The sequence below is a fragment of the Actinomadura luteofluorescens genome (genome assembly GCF_013409365.1).
Taxonomy (GTDB): domain Bacteria; phylum Actinomycetota; class Actinomycetes; order Streptosporangiales; family Streptosporangiaceae; genus Spirillospora; species Spirillospora luteofluorescens.
Genome location: NZ_JACCBA010000001.1, coordinates 5,510,262 through 5,527,703 on the forward strand (window position 1 = coordinate 5,510,262; position 17,442 = coordinate 5,527,703).

The window sequence follows — 17,442 nt, forward strand, 5'->3', positions numbered from 1 at the left end:
GTGAGGGTATTCATGGGGGTCACTTCTGGAGGGGCTTGCCTTCGGTCTCCCGGTAGTGCAGCGCCAGTGCCAGGTTGCTGCCCTTGACCAGCTGGGTGCCGAAGACTTGGACGGCGGCATGGTACTTGCTCGAAATCTTCTTGCCGTCCGGCCTCTGCACCCACGTCATGATGACGTAGTGGCCGCGCGCCTGCGAGGTGCCGAGCGCCTCGCCCTTGCCGTTGTTCTTGGTGACGCCCTTGCCGGGCAGCGCCACCAGGAACGCGTCCTTGGCGGCGGCGGCCTTGACGGCCTTCTTGGCCGCGGCCTCGGTCTGGAGGTTGAACACGCCGACCGTGCCGATGAGAGAGCCGTTGCTGAGCGCGTAGGTGGCCCGGAGCGACTGCGTGCAGCGCCCCTTCTTGAGGGCCTTCGCCAGGGACACGCCGCCGACGACGCCGGTGCAGCCCTTCTTCCCTGTGGCGGCCGTCCGCACGTACTTGTGGCTGCCCGCCTTGAAGGTCGCCTTGCCGAAGACCTCCTTGAGGGTCAGCGGCGCGGGGTCGGTCGTCCGGCTCTGCAGCTTCACCGGGGTGAGGACGGGCTGCGTGGGGCTCGGCGTGGCCTGCGGCTGCTGGGACGCGGCCTGCGTCGGCTTCGGCTTCGGCTTGGAGTCGCCCTTGAGCATGGACGACAGCCCGACGCCGCCGCCGATGAGGAGGATCCCGGCGACCGCGGCGCCGCCGATGATCAGCGGCAGGTTGCGGCGCTTCTCGGGGCGCTCGGGCGCGGCGGACGGCCCGGGCGGCATGCCCTCGTAGGAGCCGAAGCCGCCCTCGCCCGGGGCGTTCTCGCCGTAGGCGCCGCCGGCGACGGGTTCGTCGCCCCACGCGGGCGGCTGGTCGGACCAGGCCGCGGTCTGCTCGCCGGGCGCCTCGCCCTTGGGTGCGCCGCCGGGGGCACCGCCGGGGGCACCGCCGCCGTAGGGGGCGCCGCCGAACCCGTCGTTGCCGAACCTCTCCTGGCCGAAGCTGTCGCTGCCGAACGGCGGCGTGCCGGACCCCTCTTCACGTGGTGCGAAAGGGGATTCGTCGTTGTCGTGGCCGTACGGCGGCGCTTCGGCTCCGGGTCCGTACGGCGCGTGCGGCGACTGCCGGGGAGGCCAGTCGCCGGGTTTGCCTTGATCGCCCGGATAACCCATGGGTTGGACCTTACCGTTCCTCATTCAGGGCTCTGGACCTTCGCGACACCCACCATGACATGGGGGCGAACCGGACGCCGGTGATTTGCCGAAGGTCATGTCCCCGCCGATCGGGGGCGGTCATTTCCAGCCGAAGTCCTGCGTCCACAGGGGCCCGCCGGACCCCGAGGCCATACCGACGCCGATGGCGCGCAGCCCGCAGTTCAGGATGTTGGCCCGGTGGCCGGGGCTGTCCATCCAGCCCTTCACGACGGCCGAGGCGGTCGGGTAGCCCTTGGCGATGTTCTCCGCTCCGGGGCTGCTGTATCCGGCGTCCTCCATCCGCTTCCAGGGGCTGTCGCCGTTGCGCGACGTGTGGTCGAAGTAGTTGTTGGCCGCCATGTCCGCCGAGTGCTTGCGCGCCGCGGTGGCGAGCCGCGCGTCGTTGCGCAGCGCCGGGCATCCGTGCTTGGCGCGTTCGGCGTTGGTGAGCGAGACCACGCTCGCCTCGGGACCGGACGAGCCGCCGGAACCGCCGGAACCGCCGCCCGGGGTCGTGCTCCCGCCCGGGGTCGAGGGGGCGTCGGGCGCGGCGGACCTCTTGGGCGTGGAGGGCTTGGCCGACGTGCTCTTCTTCGGCGGGTGGATCGCCTTCAGCGGCGGCGTCTGCTCCTCGGCGGCCGGCGCGGGGGAGGCGCTGGTCCGGCCGCCGCCCGCGCCCGTCCCGGAACCGGAGCCCGAGCCCTTGCCGGTCGCGGCGAGCGGGTCGCTCTGCGGTCCGGCCGGGACCTCGACGGACGGGCTGCGCTCCGCCCCGGAGGCGGACGTGTTCTCCGACCGGAACTGGGGCAGGACGAGCCGGTCGATCACGACTCCGGTGCCGATGGCGAGGGCGGACGCGGTGGCGGCCACGACGATCCCCCTCGCGCCCTTCCTCCCGGAGCGCTTCCCGCGCGGCGGGCGGCTGTTCCAGAACGCGTCGCCGTCGCTCGGCGACCGCTCCGCGCGCGGGGGTTCCCGGCGGGCGCGCCGCGGACCGCTGGCGACGAGTTCGTCCCGGTAGGGAGGAGCGGGCCGCGGCGGGACGTCGCGCGGCGCGGAGGCGCCGTGCCGCGCGGGGCCGGGGCGCCCGGCGTCGCCGGGCCGGCGGCCTCCGGCGGGATCGGCTGGTCTGCGGGGAGTAGTCAGCGGGGGCTCCCGGGTGCGGGCCGGCGTGAGCCGGCGTGGACCGGTCGCCCGGCACCATATCCCGATATGGACCCTCTGTTACCAAAATGAATCCAGAAAGGACCAAAACGCTACATGGTGTGATCATCGCGGTGCTGAACGTCCACTCCCGGGCATCGCGGGGCGTACGGCATACTGGAGGCGCGGCCGGAAGCGCCACGGCGCCTCGTTTTGACCCGTGTGCGCGCGGCCGAGTATCCTGCGTGTTTGTTGTGTGCGTCGGCGCCTGCTCGCTGCAGGCGAGAGGCGCGACGACCTGTCGGTGCGTCCCCATCATGTGCGTCCTCGTGGCCGCGTGCGGGCCCCCGGCATCCCGGAGCGCCGGGTCGGATGATCCTCTGATCGGCGCGAGCAGGATTCCGCTGCCAGGTGGCACCCGTCCACGCGGACGGGTGGAGGATCGAAACCGCTGAGAGTCGACGAGAAACGAAGGCTTACGACCGTGCGCACGTACACCCCTAAGCCCGCTGACGTCCAGCGTCAGTGGTACGTCATCGACGCGACCGATGTCGTGCTGGGCCGTCTCGCCAGTCAGGTCGCACAGCTGCTCCGGGGTAAGCACAAGCCGATCTACGCCCCGCACCTCGACACCGGTGACTTCGTCGTCATCGTGAACGCCGACAAGGTGGCGCTGTCGGGCAACAAGCTGGAGCAGAAGCGGGCCTACCGGCACTCCGGCTACCCGGGCGGTCTGCGCTCGGTGAGCTACGGTGACCTGCTGGCCAAGCACCCCGAGCGGGCCGTCGAGAAGGCGATCAAGGGCATGCTGCCCAAGAACTCCCTCGGCCGGAAGATGTTCGGCAAGGTGAAGGTCTACGCCGGGCCGGACCACCCGCACCAGGCGCAGAAGCCGGTCCCGTTCGAGATCACCCAGATCAGCCAGATCAAGAAGTGACGCCCGCGCACGAGCCGATCGTGCGCGACCCGGAAGCAGAGGCCGCCGGGGCACCCGCCTGACGGGCCAGCCGCCCTGGCTAGAACACCCATAGGAGAACCGTGGACGACACCACCGGCGCCGAGCAGGCCGCCGAGCTCGACTCGTACGAGGAAACGCCCTCCGAGTACAGCACCGAGACCCCCGAGGCCGCCGGCGAGGGCTTCCTCGGCCAGCCGGTCGCGACCGGCCCCGCGGCCGGCACCGGCCGCCGCAAGCAGGCCATCGCGCGGGTCCGCATCGTTCCGGGCACCGGCCAGTGGAAGATCAACGGCCGCACCCTGGACCAGTACTTCCCGAACAAGGTGCACCAGCAGATCGTGAACGAGCCGTTCGTGCTGCTGACCCTGGAGGGCCAGTTCGACGTACTCGCGCGCGTGAACGGCGGCGGCACCACCGGCCAGGCCGGCGCGCTGCGCCTCGGCATCTCCCGCGCGCTGCAGTTCGCCAACATCGAGCACCGCCCGGCGCTGAAGAAGGCCGGCTTCCTCACCCGCGACGCGCGGGTGCCCGAGCGGAAGAAGGCCGGTCTCAAGAAGGCCCGCAAGGCTCCGCAGTACAGCAAGCGTTGATCGACGGCACGAGCCGTCGCACCCCGTGGCTTCTCCGCAGCCGGCCCGCAGGGCCGGCGCACCCGGGTGCGGCGGCTCGTCCGCTTTTCCGGGTGTTCTTCTCTTTTCCGGAACCTTCGCTCTGATCGGGAGTTGAACTGTGGCTCGTCTGTTCGGGACCGACGGCGTGCGCGGACTCGCCAACCGCGATCTGACCGCCCCGCTCGCCATGGACCTGTCCGTCGCGGCGGCGCGGGTGCTGGGGGAGCAGGGCGCGTTCAAGGGGCACCGCCCGGTCGCGGTGGTCGGCCGCGACCCCCGCGCCTCGGGAGAGTTCCTGGAGGCCGCCGTCGTGGCGGGCCTCGCGAGCGCCGGGGTGGACGTGCTGCGCCTCGGCGTCCTGCCGACGCCCGCGGTGGCGCACCTGACCCACGCGCTGGACGCCGACCTCGGCGTGATGCTGTCGGCCTCGCACAACCCGGCCCCCGACAACGGGATCAAGTTCTTCGACCGCAGCGGCTACAAGCTCCCCGACGACCTGGAGGACCGCGTCGAGGCGCGGCTCGGCGAGGCGTGGGAGCCGCCGACCGGCGCGGGCGTCGGCCGCGTCCGGGAGGCGCACGGCGCGGTCGAGCAGTACGTCGCGCACCTGCTGACCACGGTCCCGGTGTCGCTGGACGGCCTGCGCGTCGTCATCGACTGCGCCAACGGCGCCTCCAGCGACGTCGCCCCTGAGGCGCTGCGCCGCGCGGGCGCCGAGGTCATCACGATCGGCACGGCCCCCGACGGGCTCAACATCAACTCGGGCTGCGGCTCCACGCACCTGGAGGCGCTGCAGAAGGCCGTCCGCGAGCACGGCGCGGACGCCGGCATCGCCAACGACGGCGACGCCGACCGGTGCCTGGCGGTCACCGCGGGCGGCGAGGTCGTCGACGGCGACCAGATCATGGCGATCCTGGCCCTGGACCTGCGGGAGGCCGGCGCGCTCGCCGCCGACACCGTCGTCGCGACCGTGATGTCGAACCTCGGCTTCAAGCTGGCCATGCGGGAGGCGGGCATCACCGTCGTGGAGACCGCGGTCGGCGACCGGTACGTCCTGGAGGCGATGAAGGAGGGCGGCTTCGGCTTCGGCGGGGAGCAGTCCGGCCACGTCATCATGCTGGATCACGCGACGACCGGGGACGGCGTCCTCACCGGCCTGCACCTGCTCGCCGCGATGGTCCGCCGCGGGCGGCCGCTCGACGAGCTGGCCAAGGTGATGACGCGGCTGCCGCAGGTCCTCATCAACGTCAAGGACGTCGACAAGGACCGTGCCAAGACGTCCCCCGAGCTCGCCGCGGCCGTCTCCGTCGCCGAGGAGGGCCTCGGCGAGACCGGCCGCGTCCTGATCCGCCCGAGCGGCACCGAGCCGATGGTGCGCGTGATGGTGGAGGCGGCGTCCGAGGCGCAGGCCCAGTCGGTGGCCGAGCACCTCGCCGGCGTGGTCCGCACGACCCTCGGCTAGCCCGCCGGGCGCGGCCGGGCGGGCGGCGCCCGCCCGGCTAGCGCTCGTCGATCTCCAGCCGGCCGACCTTCAGATGCGCGATCTCGACGGTCCCGGCCTGGAGGTGGCCGACGACCGCCCGCTTCACGACGAGCTTGCCGATCGCGACCGCGCCGACCGCGACCGCGCCGAGGGCCATGGCCCCGAGCGCCAGCGACCCGAGCCCGTTCCCGGCCCGCAGCGTCAGCCCGGTCGCGGACGCGCCGGTCACCTCCGCGCCGGTCGCCCGGGCCCCCACGCCCCGCTCCGTCCGCACCCGCGGCCGTTCCCGCTCGGTGCTCTCCATGTCCTTGCCGGCGTCCTCGCCGCGGGATTCGCTCATGGGGACGAGCCTACGGCCGGTCAGCAGCGGGCGAGGAAGTCCTGCAGCGCGTCGTGGTCGGAGCGCGTCACCGGGAGCGAGTACTCCTTCGCGACCGCGACGTACTTGATCGCGTAGACGCACTGGAACCCCTTCTGGGGCTTCCACTCGCCGGGGCCCGAGTCGCTCTTCTCCCGGTTGGGCACGCCCCAGACGGCGAGCAGGTTGTCGTGGTCGTTGGCGAACTGCTCGCGCCTGTCCTCGCTCCAGCGGGAGGCGCCCATCCGCCAGGCGAGGGCGAGCGGGTAGACGTGGTCGATCTGCACCTCGGAGGCGTCCTTCTTCTCGAAGGTGATCTGCTTGCCGCTGTAGGGGTCGTCCAGCCTTCCGGCGAGCACGATGCAGCGGCCCTTCTTCTCGACCTTCGTCAGGTCGCGGGCGAGGACGTCGTTGCGCTGGTCGCAGCCGTTGTGGTCGGTGTCCTTCCAGCGCGTGCCGAACTTGTCGCGCCGGTAGCCGCCGTCCGTCGCCGACGCGATCCGCAGCCCCGACAGGTTCTTGCGCGCCTTGGCCTCGTCGCCGGAGGCGGGCCTGGTCGAGCCGGACGAGGGCGATCCCGTCTGCGAGAGGCCCACGTCGCCCTCGCAGCCCGCCGTCGCCAGCGGGACGGCGAGCGCGAGGCCCGCCGCGGCCGTCCGCGCGGCCTTCAGCAGCACCGGAGGCTGTGTCATGACTTCACCGTCCTGGGGGGAGTTTCTTGGCGTTTTTGCCATCTTTCAGGCAAATAATCGATCAAACATTGTGGCCTGGTCTTCCTCCGGATGCGCTCGTGACACAGCACCGCGACGCATACGGCACGATTGGCCCGTGTTGCATCTCAGAGCGATCGTCCCGGCCGAGCGCACGGAAGCGGTCTGCAAGGAGCTCGCGGCCTGCGCGGGCGCCACCAACGTCGTCGTGATCGAGGGCGCCGCCCGCGCCCCGCGCGGCGACCTCGTCACCGCCGACATCGCCCGCGAGTCGGCCAACGAGGTGCTGGACGCGCTGCGCGCCCTCGACGTCGACCGGGACGGGTCGATCGCCCTCGACAAGGTCGACCTGACGCTGTCGGACCGCGCCGAAACGGCCAAGGACCTGGCACCGGGGCACGGCGACGACGCCGTCGTCTGGGAGGAACTGGACCGGCAGGTCAGCGAGGGCACCGCGCTGACCTGGTCGTTCGTGGCGTTCCTCGTGCTGGCCACGCAGCTCGCCGCGATCGCGGCGCTGATCGACTCACCGGTGCTGGTGGTCGGCGCCATGGTCCTCGGACCGGAGTTCGCGGCCATCGCGGCGATCTGCTACGGGCTGGTCCGGCTCCAGCCCGGGCGCATCGTGCAGGCGGTGCGGGCGCTGGCCGTCGGGTTCGCCGTGGCGATCGCGGTCACCTACGTGTGCGCGCTGGCCGCCCGGTGGACCGGCGTGATCGAGCTGGACCGCCTGCCGGACGACCGCCCCCTCACCGCGTTCATCTACAGCCCGGACCGCTGGTCGTTCATCGTCGCGCTGCTCGCCGGCGCCGCGGGCGTCCTGTCGCTCACCGCGGGCAAGTCGTCGGCGCTGGTCGGGGTCTTCATCTCGGTCACCACCGTGCCCGCGGCGGGCAACCTCGCGGTCGCGATGGCGCTCAAGCACGGCAGCGAGATCAACGGGTCGCTGCTCCAGCTGGGCGTCAACGTCGGCGGGATGATCATCGCGGGGACGCTGACCCTGCTCCTCCAGCGGGCCGTGTGGGCCGTCGTGCTGCGCCGGCGCGGCCGAAGGAACGCGATGCGGGGAACTTAGGTCGCTTCGGCATCGGACCAAAGGCTTCCCCTGATCGCCCTTCAGGGTGACGTGCCACGCCGGGCCAGCCGCTAGGTTCGACGGTATGCCCATCATCGCCACCCAGGGCCTGACGATGAGGTTCCCCCGGGTGACCGCCTTGGACGACCTCTCCGTGGCCGTCGAGCCCGGAGTCGTCGGCCTGGTCGGCGCCAACGGCGCCGGCAAGTCGACGCTCATCAAGATCCTCCTCGGGCTGCTGCCGCCCACCTCCGGGACCGCGACCGTGCTCGGCCTCGACATCGCGCGCGAAGGCCTGCGGATCAGGGAGAGCGTCGGGTTCATGCCCGAGTACGACTGCCTGCCGCCGGACGTGTCCGCGACCGAGTTCGTCGTGCACATGGCCCGGATGTGCGGGCTGCCGCCGACCGCGGCCCGCGAGCGCGCCGCCGACACCCTGCGGCACGTCGGCCTGTACGAGGAGCGCTACCGTCCCATCGGCGGCTACTCGACGGGGATGCGCCAGCGGGTGAAGCTCGCGCAGGCCCTCGTCCACGACCCGAAGCTCGTCTTCCTGGACGAGCCCACCAACGGCCTCGACCCGGCCGGACGCGACGAGATGCTCGACCTGATCCGCCGGATCGGCACCGAGTTCGGGATCAGCGTCCTCGTCACCTCGCACCTGCTGGGCGAGCTGGAGCGGGTCTGCGAGCACGTCGTCATCGTCGACGGCGGGAAGCTGCTGCGCTCCCAGGCGGTCGAGGCGTACACGGCCGAGAGCGGCGTCCTCACCGTCGAGGTGGACGAGGAGCGCGACGCGCTCGGACGGCACCTGTACGACCAGGGCGTGGCCGTCCGTCCGGAGGGCCGGTTCCTCGTCGTCGACATCGCCGGCGAGCAGACCTACGACCTGGTCCGCGACGGCGTCGCCGAGCTCGGGCTCCGGCTGATCCGGATGGAGCAGCGCCGCCACCACATCGAAGAGGTCTTCCAGACGCCGCCCGCGCCGCCGCCCCCGGCCGGAGGCGTGCGGCCCGGCGACGTGCAGGAGGGGGCGCCGCGATGAGCACCAGCACCATCCACGACATCGGCTACCGGCACTACGAGGGGCGCCGCAACGGCCGGGCGTACGTGCTGCGGTCGCTGTACGTGCACAACCTGCGCGCCGCCTACGGCCTCGGCCGCCCCGCGCGGGCGAAGGTGATGCCGTTCCTGCTGGCGGCGATCATGCTGCTGCCGGCGGCCGGGTCGGTCGCGGCGTTCGCGTTCACCAAGCAGGAGGACGCGCTGTTCCGCTACGCCTCCTACGCCAACATCATGCAGGTCATCGTGGCGATCTTCCTGGCCACGCAGGCGCCGGTGCTGGCCTCGCGGGAGGTGCGCTTCCACGTCATCCCGCTGTACTTCTCGCGCCCGGTCGGCCATCTCGACTTCGTGCTGGCGAAGGCCGCCGCGATGGCGACCGCCCTCTTCGCGCTGATGGCGGTGCCCGTCACCGTCCTGTACGTCGGCGGCCTGATCTCCAAGATGCCGGACTCGGGCGAGCAACTGCTGAAGTACCTCGGCGCGCTCGTCGGGTGCGTCCTGTTCGCGCTCGTCCTGGCCGCCATCGGGATGGTGGTCGCGGCGTTCACCCCGCGGCGCGGGTTCGGGGTCGCGGCGGTGATCGCCGTCTACATGATCAGCGCGGCGTTCGTCGGCGCCGTCCAGGGGATCGCGGAGGCGCAGACGAACTTCACGGTCCAGGGCTGGGCGGGGCTGTTCACGCCGTTCAACCTGGTCGACATCGTCCAGGTGCGGCTGCTCGGCGCCCAGTCGTCGTCGGCCGGGGTGCCGTCCGGCGTCGCGGGCGGCGTGGTCGCGCTCGCGGTGTGCGCCCTGGTCGTCGTCGGTTCGGTCGCGGTGCTCTACCGCAGGTTCCGGAAGGCGGGCCTCTCCTGATGAGCGAAGCGAACCGGGGGGTGTGGAGGGTCGCCTCCCCACATGGGAGGAAGATATGAGCGAGCTCATCTTGGAGAACGTGTCCCGGTGGTACGGGAACGTCGTCGCCGTCAACGGCGTGACGATGAAGGTCGGGCCGGGCGTCACCGGGCTCCTCGGCCCGAACGGGGCGGGCAAGTCGACGCTCATCCACATGATGGGCGGGTTCCTCGCGCCGTCGTCCGGGTCCGTCACGCTGGACGGGACGCCGATCTGGCGGAACCCGGGCGTCTACCGCAGCCTCGGGCTCGTGCCCGAACGGGAGTCGGCGTACGACTTCCTCACCGGCGAGCAGTTCATCCTCGCGATGGCCAAGCTGCACAAGCTGCCCGATCCGCGCGCCGCCGCCCGCCGCGCCATCGGCCTGGTGGAGATGGACTACGCGGCCGGGCGCCCCATCGGCAACTACTCCAAGGGCATGAAGCAGCGCATCAAGATGGCGTCGGCGCTGGTGCACGACCCGCCCGTGCTGCTGCTGGACGAGCCGTTCAACGGCATGGACCCGCGGCAGCGGCTCCAGCTGATGGACCTCATCCAGCGGATGGCGGCCGAGGGACGCACGATCCTGTTCTCCTCGCACATCCTGGAGGAGGTGGAGCGGCTCGCCAGCCACATCGAGGTGATCGTGGCGGGGCGGCACGCGGCGTCCGGCGACTTCCGCAAGATCCGGCGGCTGATGACCGACCGGCCGCACATCTTCCTCGTCCGCTCGTCCGACGACCGGCGCCTGGCCGCCGCCGTCATCGCCGACGGGTCGGCCCGCAGCGTCCAGCTCACCGACAAGGGCCTGCAGGTCGAGGCGGTCGACTTCCAGCGCTTCACCTGGCTGCTCCCGCAGGTCTCCCGGGACGCCGGCGTGCGCCTGTGGGAGGTCTCCCCGGCCGACGAGTCCCTCGAAAGCGTCTTCTCCTACCTGGTGGCCCGATGAATGGCACGATCGCGATGATCACGTTCCGGGCGATGCTCGGACGCAAGCGCGCGCTGCTCCTGCTGGGGCTGCCGCTGCTCCTGCTGGTGCTGGCGGCGGCGCTGAAGGTGACCGGCAACGACGACCTGGACGTGTCGGCGAACGTCCTGCAGAAGTTCGGCCTGGCGACGCTGCTGCCGCTGCTCGCGCTGATCGCCGGGACGGGCGTGATCGGCCCGGAGATCGACGACGGCCAGATCATGTACGTGCTGACCAAGCCGGTCCCGCGCGAGGTGATCGTGCTGACGAAGCTGGTCGTGGCGATCGTCCTGGTGACGGCGTTCGCCGCGGTGCCGACGCTGCTGGCGGGGCTGATCCTCACGGGGACGACCGCGCAGCTGACGCCGGCGTTCGCGATCGGCGTGCTGATCGGCGGCGTCGTCTACAGCGCGGTGTTCGTCGCGCTGGCCGTCGCCAGCCGCAACGCGGTCACGATCGGCCTGCTGTACGCGCTGGTGTGGGAGTCGCTGCTCGGCAACTTCGCGCCGGGCGCCAAGTCGGCGTCCATCCAGCAGTGGTGCCTGTCGGTGACGGACGCGCTCACCGGCGCCTCGCCGGTGAGGTCGACCGTGGACCTTCCCGTGGCGATCGGGCTGCTGGTCGCGGTGACGCTCGTCGGGGCGTTCCTCGCCACCTTCCGGCTCCGCTCCCTGCCGGTCGCCAGCGCCGACTAGCGGGCGAGGAGGCCGCGGTCCATGGCGACGACGACGGCGTGCGTGCGGTCGCCGACGTCCAGCTTCGCGAAGACGCGGAGCAGGTGGGTCTTGACGGTCGCCTCCGTGATGACGAGCCGCCGCCCGATCTCGGCGTTGGACAGGCCGTCGGCGACCGCCCGTAGCACCTCGATCTCCCGGGCGGTCAGCGCGGCCGGTTCGGGGCGGCGCATCCGGGCGACGAGCTTCTCGGCCACCCGGGGCGCGAGGACGGTCTCGCCGCGCGCCGCCGCGCGGACGGCGTCGACCAGCTGGTCGCGGGTGGTGTCCTTGAGCAGGTAGCCGATGGCCCCGGCCTCGATCGCGCGCTCGATCTCGGCGTCGGTGTCGTAGGTGGTGAGGACGAGGACGCGGGTGCCGAGCCGGCCGAGCTCGGCGGTGGCCGCGACGCCGTCCAGCACGGGCATCCGCAGGTCGAGCAGCGCGACGTCGGGACGGAGCCGCTCGGCCAGGGCGATCGCCTCGCGGCCGTCGCCGGCCTCGCCGACGATCTCGATGCCGGGCTCGGCGGCCAGCAGCGCGACGACGCCCGCGCGCATGACCGTGTGGTCGTCCACCACGATGATCCTGAGTTTCGCGGTCATCTCACGCCCTCGCGGGGATCATGGCGAGGATCCGGGTGCCCTCGCCGGGGGAGCTGGTCACGGTGAGCTCGCCGCCCAGCTCGGCGAGGCGGCGGCGCATGCCGTCGAGGCCGAAGCCGCGCGAGGCGGCCACCGCGAACCCGCGCCCGTCGTCGGTGATCTCCAGCTCGACGCCGTGCGGGTGCCGTTCGAGGACGACGCCGACCGTCGACGCGGCTGCGTGCTTGCGGACGTTGGCGAGCGACTCCTGCGTGCAGCGCAGCAGCGCGATCCGGGTCGTCTGGTCGCATTCGACGTAGGGCAGCTCGGCGTGCACGGTGAGCCCGGTGTCCTCGGCGAACCGGTCGAGGGTGCGGCGCAGCGTCCGGGCGACCGACGCGGGGGCGACGCTGCCCTGCGACGCCGCTCCGACGAGGACGCGCGCCTCCGCGAGGTTCTCCCGCGCCGTCTGCTCGATCGACACGAGCTGGCGGCCGCTGCGGTCCGGGTCGGAGCGCAGGCCGTCGCGGGCCGCCTCCGCCAGGACGACGATGGACGCGAACCCCTGCGCGAGCGTGTCGTGGATCTCGCGGGCGATCCGTTCGCGCTCGTCGGCGGCGCCCTGCCGGCGCTGCGCCTCGGCGAGGCGGCGCTCGGCGTCGGCCAGGTCGGCTTCGAGGCCCCGGGCGCGCTCGTCGTACTGCCGCACCACCCGGTGCATCCACAGCCCGAACAGGACGCCCGTCGCGTACCCGATGAGCGCGGCGATCGAGTTGCCGGTCAGCGGCTCCCCGCCCGGGGCGTTGTGGAGGGCGCCGCCGGCGACGGCGGCCGCGGTGGCGGCGCCGCTGAGCAGCACCGCGCGCCGCGGGCTCCCCGCGAGGATCCAGAAGTGCGGGAGGGACGTGATGAGCAGGGACGCGGCGCCGCCCATGAGGTAGGAGACGGCGCCGATCCCCGCGATCAGCGTGCCCAGGAACGTGTTCCGGCGCAGGGCGGGGTTCCCGGGGAACGTCTCCGTGATCGGGTAGCAGAGCCCGAGCACGGAGAGCAGCGCCAGCGTCGGGGCTCTGGTGGAGTCCGGCTGGTCCGCCACCGCCAGCGCGGGCGGGATCAGCCCGAACAGGACCCAGGCGGCCGCGTACCACCTGCGGAGCGCCCGCACCTGAGGACGTTCACCGGGCTGCACCATGCCGGTCAGCCTATGTTCTGCGGCACGGACCCGGTCGCGCGGTCCGCCGCCCGGTGGGGGCCGCGCCGGTGCGGCCGTCCGGGCCACCAGCACCGGTCGCCGAGCAGCAGCATCAGCGCGGGCAGGACCGTGATGCGGATGACGGCGGCGTCCAGGAGCACCGCCACCGCCAGCGCGAAGCCCATCTGCTTCAGCTCCATGATGTGGACGGTGGCGAACCCGGCGAACACCGTGACCATGACGAACGCGGCGCTGGTCACGACGCTCGCCGAGCCGCCGACCCCGTCCAGCACCGCCTGCCGGGTCGGGACGCCGCGCAGCGCCGCCTCCCGGATCCGGCTGATCACGAACACCTGATAGTCCATCGACAGCCCGAACAGGATCACCAGGAGGAACAGCGGGACGCGGGAGCCGACCGAGCCGGTGGAGGTGAAGCCGAGGAGCCCCTCCGCCCACGTTCCCTGGAACACCAGGGTGAGCAGGCCGAGCGAGGCGCCGGCCGACAGCAGGTTCAGCACCACGCCGATCAGCCCGAGGACCACCGAGCGGAACGCCCACACGGTCATCGCGAACGTCACCAGCAGCAGCGCCCCGATGACGAACGGCAGCTTGCCCTCCTGGTGCTCGGGATAGTCGGCGTAGCGGGCCACGTCCCCGGTCACGGCGGTCTCCACGCCGAGCCTCCCGACGGTCTCCGGGACGTACTCGCCGCGGACCCGCTCCAGGGAGCGCCGCGCGGCGCCGGTGCTCACGTGGTGCGGCACCGCGAGTTCGAGCAGGCTGATCCGCCCGTCCGGCGAGGTCCGCAGCTCGGACGTCCCGGCGAGCAGGGGGTCGCCCTCGGCTCGCTCCGCCAGGGCGCGCAGGGACGCGGTGACCTCGTCCGCGCGTCCGGCGTCGGCCCGGACGACGATCTGGTGCATGGCCTTCAGCTCGGGGAACGCCGCGTTCAACCGGTCGTAGGTCTGCATCGCCGGGATCTCGCGCGGGTGGCTGTCGCGGCCCATGTCGGTGAGGTCGATGCTCAGCAGCGGCGCGGTCAGGGCCAGCATCGCCGTCACGGCCACGGCGAGCGTCACGGCGGGGTGCCTTCCGGTCGGACGCAGCATCGCCCGCGTGATCCGGCCGCCGCCCGTCCGCGGCGGCTTCGGCGTCCGGCCGCGCCGGACGGCCCGCCGCTCCGCCCACCCGCCGAGCTTCGCCAGCACCGCCGGGAGGACGGTCAGCGAGCTGACGACCGCGATCAGCGTGACGACGATCGCCGCGGTCGCGATCGAGGAGAAGATCACGTCGTCGGCCAGGTAGAGGGTCGCGCTGGAGGCGGCGACCGCCAGCCCGGACACCACCACCGAGCGCCCCGACGTCGCCGCGGCGGTCTCCACGGCCGCCCGCGCGTCCAGCCTGCCGCCCGAGCGGGCCCGCTCCTCCCGTTCCCGCTTGAGGTAGAAGAGGGTGTAGTCGACGCCGACCGCCATGCCGATCAGCAGGATCACGCTGGCGCCGACCCCGGCGTCCGGGAAGACGTGCGAGGCGAGCATCGACAGGCCGATCGCCGCCGCGATCGAGGTGAGCGCGAGGACCACCGGCACGACCGCCACCGCGAACGACCCGAACACCAGCAGCAGCGTGACCAGCGTGATCGGCAACGCGATCATCTCGGTGCGGGCGAGGTCGTCGTCGCGCAGCTCCCCGACGCCCTTGCTGATCGACGGGGAGCCCGTCTCCTCCACCCGCACGCCCCGGTGCGCGGCCTGGACGGCGGCGGTCTGGGCCCGCAACGGCTCGACGTGCTCCTTGCCCTGGAGTTCGGAGCCCTTCAGCGTCACGTCGACGCGGACCGCCGAGCCGTCCTTCGACCGCACGGGCGCGGACACCGACGCGACCTCGGGCAGCCGCCCCATCCGCGCGGCGGCGTCCCGCGCCGCCGCGTCGGCGGCCGCGCCCCTTCCGGTGACCAGGACGTGCTCGACGGGCCGCTGCTGGAGCCCGCCCTCGGCCGCGATGGCCTCCCCCCGGCCGGCCTCGCCGATCCGGAAGTCCTCGGTCGTGGCGGCGTGCCCTCCGGCCGCGATACCGATCCCGAGGCACAGCACCACGAACAGCAGCCAGGCCGCCATGCCGCGCCAGGGGTGCCCGGCGCTCCACCGGGCCATGCGTACGAGTAGATCCGTCATACCGGAAATGCTGGCTGCGGCACCCCTGCGCGCATGAGCCTCGACCGGTGGAACCCGCCGTCCACCGATCGGTGGACGGCGGGTCCCCGTCAGGCGGTCAGGCGGGCCAGCTCGGCGAGCATCTCGGACGCGGTGACCGGGTCGAGCGCGCCGAACGGATGCGCCTTCCCGGAGTAGCGGCCGGTCATCAGCATGACGCGCTCGATCGTCTGCTCCGCGAACTCCTCCGGGTTCAGGACGCGGATGCCGGGCTCGAACGCGACCATCACGTGCCGCTCGTCCGGGGTGATCAGGTTGACCTGGCGGCGGAACCCGCCGGTCTCCTTGTCGCCCAGCTCCCAGCCGCGGGACGTCATGCCCATGAATTTGCCGAAATGAGCGGTGGCGCCTTCGAAGCGGGTCAGCCGGGTGGCCTCGCGCTCGCCGTCCTCCAGCTCGTGGACGGGACGTCCGAGCTGCGGGAACGGCTGGAGGATCTCGTAGTCTCCGAAGACCGACGCCCAGGCCGCCACGGTGTCCGCCCCCAGAAGGACCGGGTGCGGGAGCGTCACGCGGGCGCCCTCCGGGAGGACGTACCCGTCGTCGTGGACGTCGGCGAGCGTGCCGTCCTCGGCGACCCGGAACGCGGTGCCGTCCGCCGACCACACCAGGCGCCGCGCGATGTGGCGCATCAGCGGGTGCCCCGCGAAGACCGAGCGGAACTCCTCGGGCGTCCAGGAGCGCCCGGCCACCATCGCCTTCTCCAGCCGCCTGATCTGGTCGGCGGCGACCGCCCGGGCCTCCTTCTTGAGGTCGGCGAACCGCTGGTGGGCGAGCGGCGCGAGCTGGTCGTCGTCCTTGACGCCCGGCTTCGGCAGCGTCTTGCGGGGCTTGCCGTCCCCGTCGGTCACGAAGGGCTTGAGCTGCTCGTCGAAGCCGACGACGAACCGGCGCGGGCCGTAGTCGAGCGTCATCGAGCCCTCGGCGTCCAGGCCGAGGTCGGGGACGAGCAGGTCCGCCAGCTGCTCGGAGGTCAGGCCGCGCTTCCGTGCGGCGGCGTTCAGCAGGCCCTGCGCGCGGGGGCGCAGGTGCTTGGTGTCGGCCCCGCGGCGGACGATGCGGTCCAGATGGCGCAGCCTGCCGTCGGCGGGCATGTCGATCGCCATGAGGACGTCGAGCGCCGTCCACCCCTTGAACGTCCAGGTGTAGTAGTTGTCCCAACGCACCATCCGGTCGGCCAGCCGGGCGGCCGCAGCGGCGTCGCCGAAGCGTCGCAGGGCGTACTGCACGCCCTGCGACGCCCACAGCCCGCTGCCACGGTCGTGGACGCTGAGAGCCCATGCGAATTCGGCCAGGGAGGCCGGGTCGCACAGCTCGATGACCTGCTCGCAGCCCGGGTACGGGTCCTCCGGAGTGGAGATCAGCAGCATCGTCACGAAGTGCTGGACCGCCTTCACCGGCAGCGCCTGCTCGCGGCCGCGCAGCAGGAGCCGCGGGAGCTTGCCGACGGTCTCGGTGTCCCATTCCGGCAGCTCGTCGGGGAACTGGTCCAGCGGGTCCGTGCGCAGTTCCTCGATCGCCGCGACCGCCTCGTCGCCGTACGCCCGCGCCGCGTCCACGAGGCAGCCGCTGCCGTGCTCGCGGGCGATCAGAGTGAGGCCCTGCTCGGCCTTCGTGCGCTTGGGGCCGGGCTTGCGCAGCGCGTCCGGGATGACGAACGGGGCCACGGCGGCGCCGTGCCAGGTGAACCAGAGCCGCGCGGCCTCGTCGACCTGGTGGCGGCCGAGCGCGCCGATCATGATCTGCGCGGTGGCGTCGTCCAGGAACGGGACGAGCGCCGCCGCGCAGGAGATGTGCCCCTTCGCCGCGTGGAGCAGCAGCCGGTGGGCGGTGATGCCGCGACGCGCGGCGAAGTGCTTCAGCGGGACCACGTTCACGTAGCTGTCCCAGTCGCCGTAGTAGCGCTCGTCGGCGAGAAGCTCGTCGGCGAGGTCGTCAGGACCTTGCATCAACAGCCAGTAGTAGCCGCGGCGCCGGTCCCCGCCCTGCGGGAGCTTCAGCATCTCGCCGCTGCGGAACCGCTCGGCCAGCGCCTTCCAGTCGGGCTCCTCGGGGAAGGGTTCGTGCGCCTTCGGGAACATGTGGGGGGTCTTCAGCCACTCGTCCCGCACCCCGGGCGGCCAGGACTCCACAGCGGGCGTCTTCGGGCGTTTCAGGCCCTTCAGGACGACCGGCTCGGCATTCGCGCGCCTCCGGCGCGTCCACGGCGGATCGACGAGCAGGCGGGGCAGAGCGCTCTCGGGGGCGTCCTCGACGGCGGGAATGTCGGTCATCGCTCCAGTTTCACCACAGGCAC

Annotated in this window: 16 protein-coding genes; 8 read left to right on the forward strand and 8 right to left on the reverse strand. The window is 72.5% G+C overall.

Annotated features, from left to right (window positions below):
- Positions 1-19: 19 nt before the first annotated feature.
- On the reverse strand, positions 20-1,180 hold the full coding sequence (locus BJY14_RS25730) for a hypothetical protein (RefSeq protein ID WP_179845964.1): 1,161 nt from the start codon (positions 1,178-1,180) through the stop codon (positions 20-22).
- A 120-nt stretch (positions 1,181-1,300) separates the two neighbouring features.
- Positions 1,301-2,071, reverse strand: a complete 771-nt coding sequence (locus BJY14_RS46705) for a CAP domain-containing protein (protein ID WP_179845965.1) — start codon at positions 2,069-2,071, stop codon at positions 1,301-1,303.
- Positions 2,072-2,828: 757 nt separating this feature from the next.
- Between BJY14_RS46705 and rplM the strand changes: the two genes are divergently transcribed.
- The 3 genes from rplM (at position 2,829) to glmM (ending at position 5,375) form a co-directional block, all read left to right on the forward strand.
- Positions 2,829-3,281 (forward strand): 50S ribosomal protein L13, encoded by a 453-nt coding sequence (gene rplM / locus BJY14_RS25740; protein WP_141580685.1) that lies wholly within the window; start codon positions 2,829-2,831, stop codon positions 3,279-3,281.
- A 101-nt stretch (positions 3,282-3,382) separates the two neighbouring features.
- Positions 3,383-3,892, forward strand: a complete 510-nt coding sequence (gene rpsI / locus BJY14_RS25745; protein ID WP_179845966.1) for a 30S ribosomal protein S9 — start codon at positions 3,383-3,385, stop codon at positions 3,890-3,892.
- 139 nt (positions 3,893-4,031) lie between these two features.
- Positions 4,032-5,375 (forward strand): phosphoglucosamine mutase, encoded by a 1,344-nt coding sequence (glmM, locus tag BJY14_RS25750; protein WP_179845967.1) that lies wholly within the window; start codon positions 4,032-4,034, stop codon positions 5,373-5,375.
- A gap of 37 nt (positions 5,376-5,412) precedes the next feature.
- On the opposite strand, the gene BJY14_RS25755 is transcribed toward glmM, so the two are convergent.
- Both BJY14_RS25755 and BJY14_RS25760 read right to left on the reverse strand, forming a co-directional pair.
- Entirely contained in the window at positions 5,413-5,736 is a 324-nt protein-coding gene (locus BJY14_RS25755; protein WP_246396093.1) for a hypothetical protein, read from the reverse strand.
- Positions 5,737-5,756: 20 nt separating this feature from the next.
- The gene (locus BJY14_RS25760) at positions 5,757-6,446 is read right to left on the reverse strand and encodes an HNH endonuclease family protein (RefSeq protein WP_179845968.1); all 690 of its coding nucleotides are present in this window, start codon (positions 6,444-6,446) and stop codon (positions 5,757-5,759) included.
- A 136-nt stretch (positions 6,447-6,582) separates the two neighbouring features.
- Here BJY14_RS25760 and BJY14_RS25765 point away from each other — a divergent pair, with 136 nt between their 5' ends.
- The 5 genes from BJY14_RS25765 to BJY14_RS25785 all read left to right on the forward strand — a co-directional run bounded on the left by BJY14_RS25765 (position 6,583) and on the right by BJY14_RS25785 (position 11,139).
- Positions 6,583-7,539 (forward strand): DUF389 domain-containing protein, encoded by a 957-nt coding sequence (locus BJY14_RS25765; protein WP_179845969.1) that lies wholly within the window; start codon positions 6,583-6,585, stop codon positions 7,537-7,539.
- 85 nt (positions 7,540-7,624) lie between these two features.
- The gene (locus BJY14_RS25770; RefSeq protein WP_179845970.1) at positions 7,625-8,584 is read left to right on the forward strand and encodes an ABC transporter ATP-binding protein; all 960 of its coding nucleotides are present in this window, start codon (positions 7,625-7,627) and stop codon (positions 8,582-8,584) included.
- Positions 8,581-9,459 (forward strand): ABC transporter permease, encoded by an 879-nt coding sequence (locus BJY14_RS25775; RefSeq protein ID WP_179845971.1) that lies wholly within the window; start codon positions 8,581-8,583, stop codon positions 9,457-9,459. The genes BJY14_RS25770 and BJY14_RS25775 overlap by 4 nt, the downstream gene beginning before the upstream one ends.
- A 55-nt stretch (positions 9,460-9,514) precedes the next feature.
- Positions 9,515-10,426, forward strand: a complete 912-nt coding sequence (locus tag BJY14_RS25780; RefSeq protein ID WP_179845972.1) for an ABC transporter ATP-binding protein — start codon at positions 9,515-9,517, stop codon at positions 10,424-10,426.
- Positions 10,423-11,139, forward strand: a complete 717-nt coding sequence (locus BJY14_RS25785) for an ABC transporter permease (protein ID WP_179845973.1) — start codon at positions 10,423-10,425, stop codon at positions 11,137-11,139. Before BJY14_RS25780 ends, BJY14_RS25785 begins: the two co-directional genes overlap by 4 nt.
- On the opposite strand, the gene BJY14_RS25790 is transcribed toward BJY14_RS25785, so the two are convergent.
- The 4 genes from BJY14_RS25790 to BJY14_RS25805 all read right to left on the reverse strand — a co-directional run bounded on the left by BJY14_RS25790 (position 11,136) and on the right by BJY14_RS25805 (position 17,419).
- The gene (locus BJY14_RS25790) at positions 11,136-11,762 is read right to left on the reverse strand and encodes a response regulator (protein ID WP_179845974.1); all 627 of its coding nucleotides are present in this window, start codon (positions 11,760-11,762) and stop codon (positions 11,136-11,138) included. The two genes, BJY14_RS25785 and BJY14_RS25790, sit on opposite strands and share 4 nt — an antisense overlap.
- A gap of 1 nt (position 11,763) precedes the next feature.
- Positions 11,764-12,933, reverse strand: a complete 1,170-nt coding sequence (locus tag BJY14_RS25795; protein ID WP_179845975.1) for a sensor histidine kinase — start codon at positions 12,931-12,933, stop codon at positions 11,764-11,766.
- A gap of 5 nt (positions 12,934-12,938) precedes the next feature.
- Positions 12,939-15,107 (reverse strand): MMPL family transporter, encoded by a 2,169-nt coding sequence (locus tag BJY14_RS25800; RefSeq protein ID WP_179845976.1) that lies wholly within the window; start codon positions 15,105-15,107, stop codon positions 12,939-12,941.
- An 89-nt stretch (positions 15,108-15,196) separates the two neighbouring features.
- Positions 15,197-17,419 (reverse strand): DUF4132 domain-containing protein, encoded by a 2,223-nt coding sequence (locus tag BJY14_RS25805; protein WP_179845977.1) that lies wholly within the window; start codon positions 17,417-17,419, stop codon positions 15,197-15,199.
- Between the last annotated feature and the right edge of the window lie 23 nt (positions 17,420-17,442).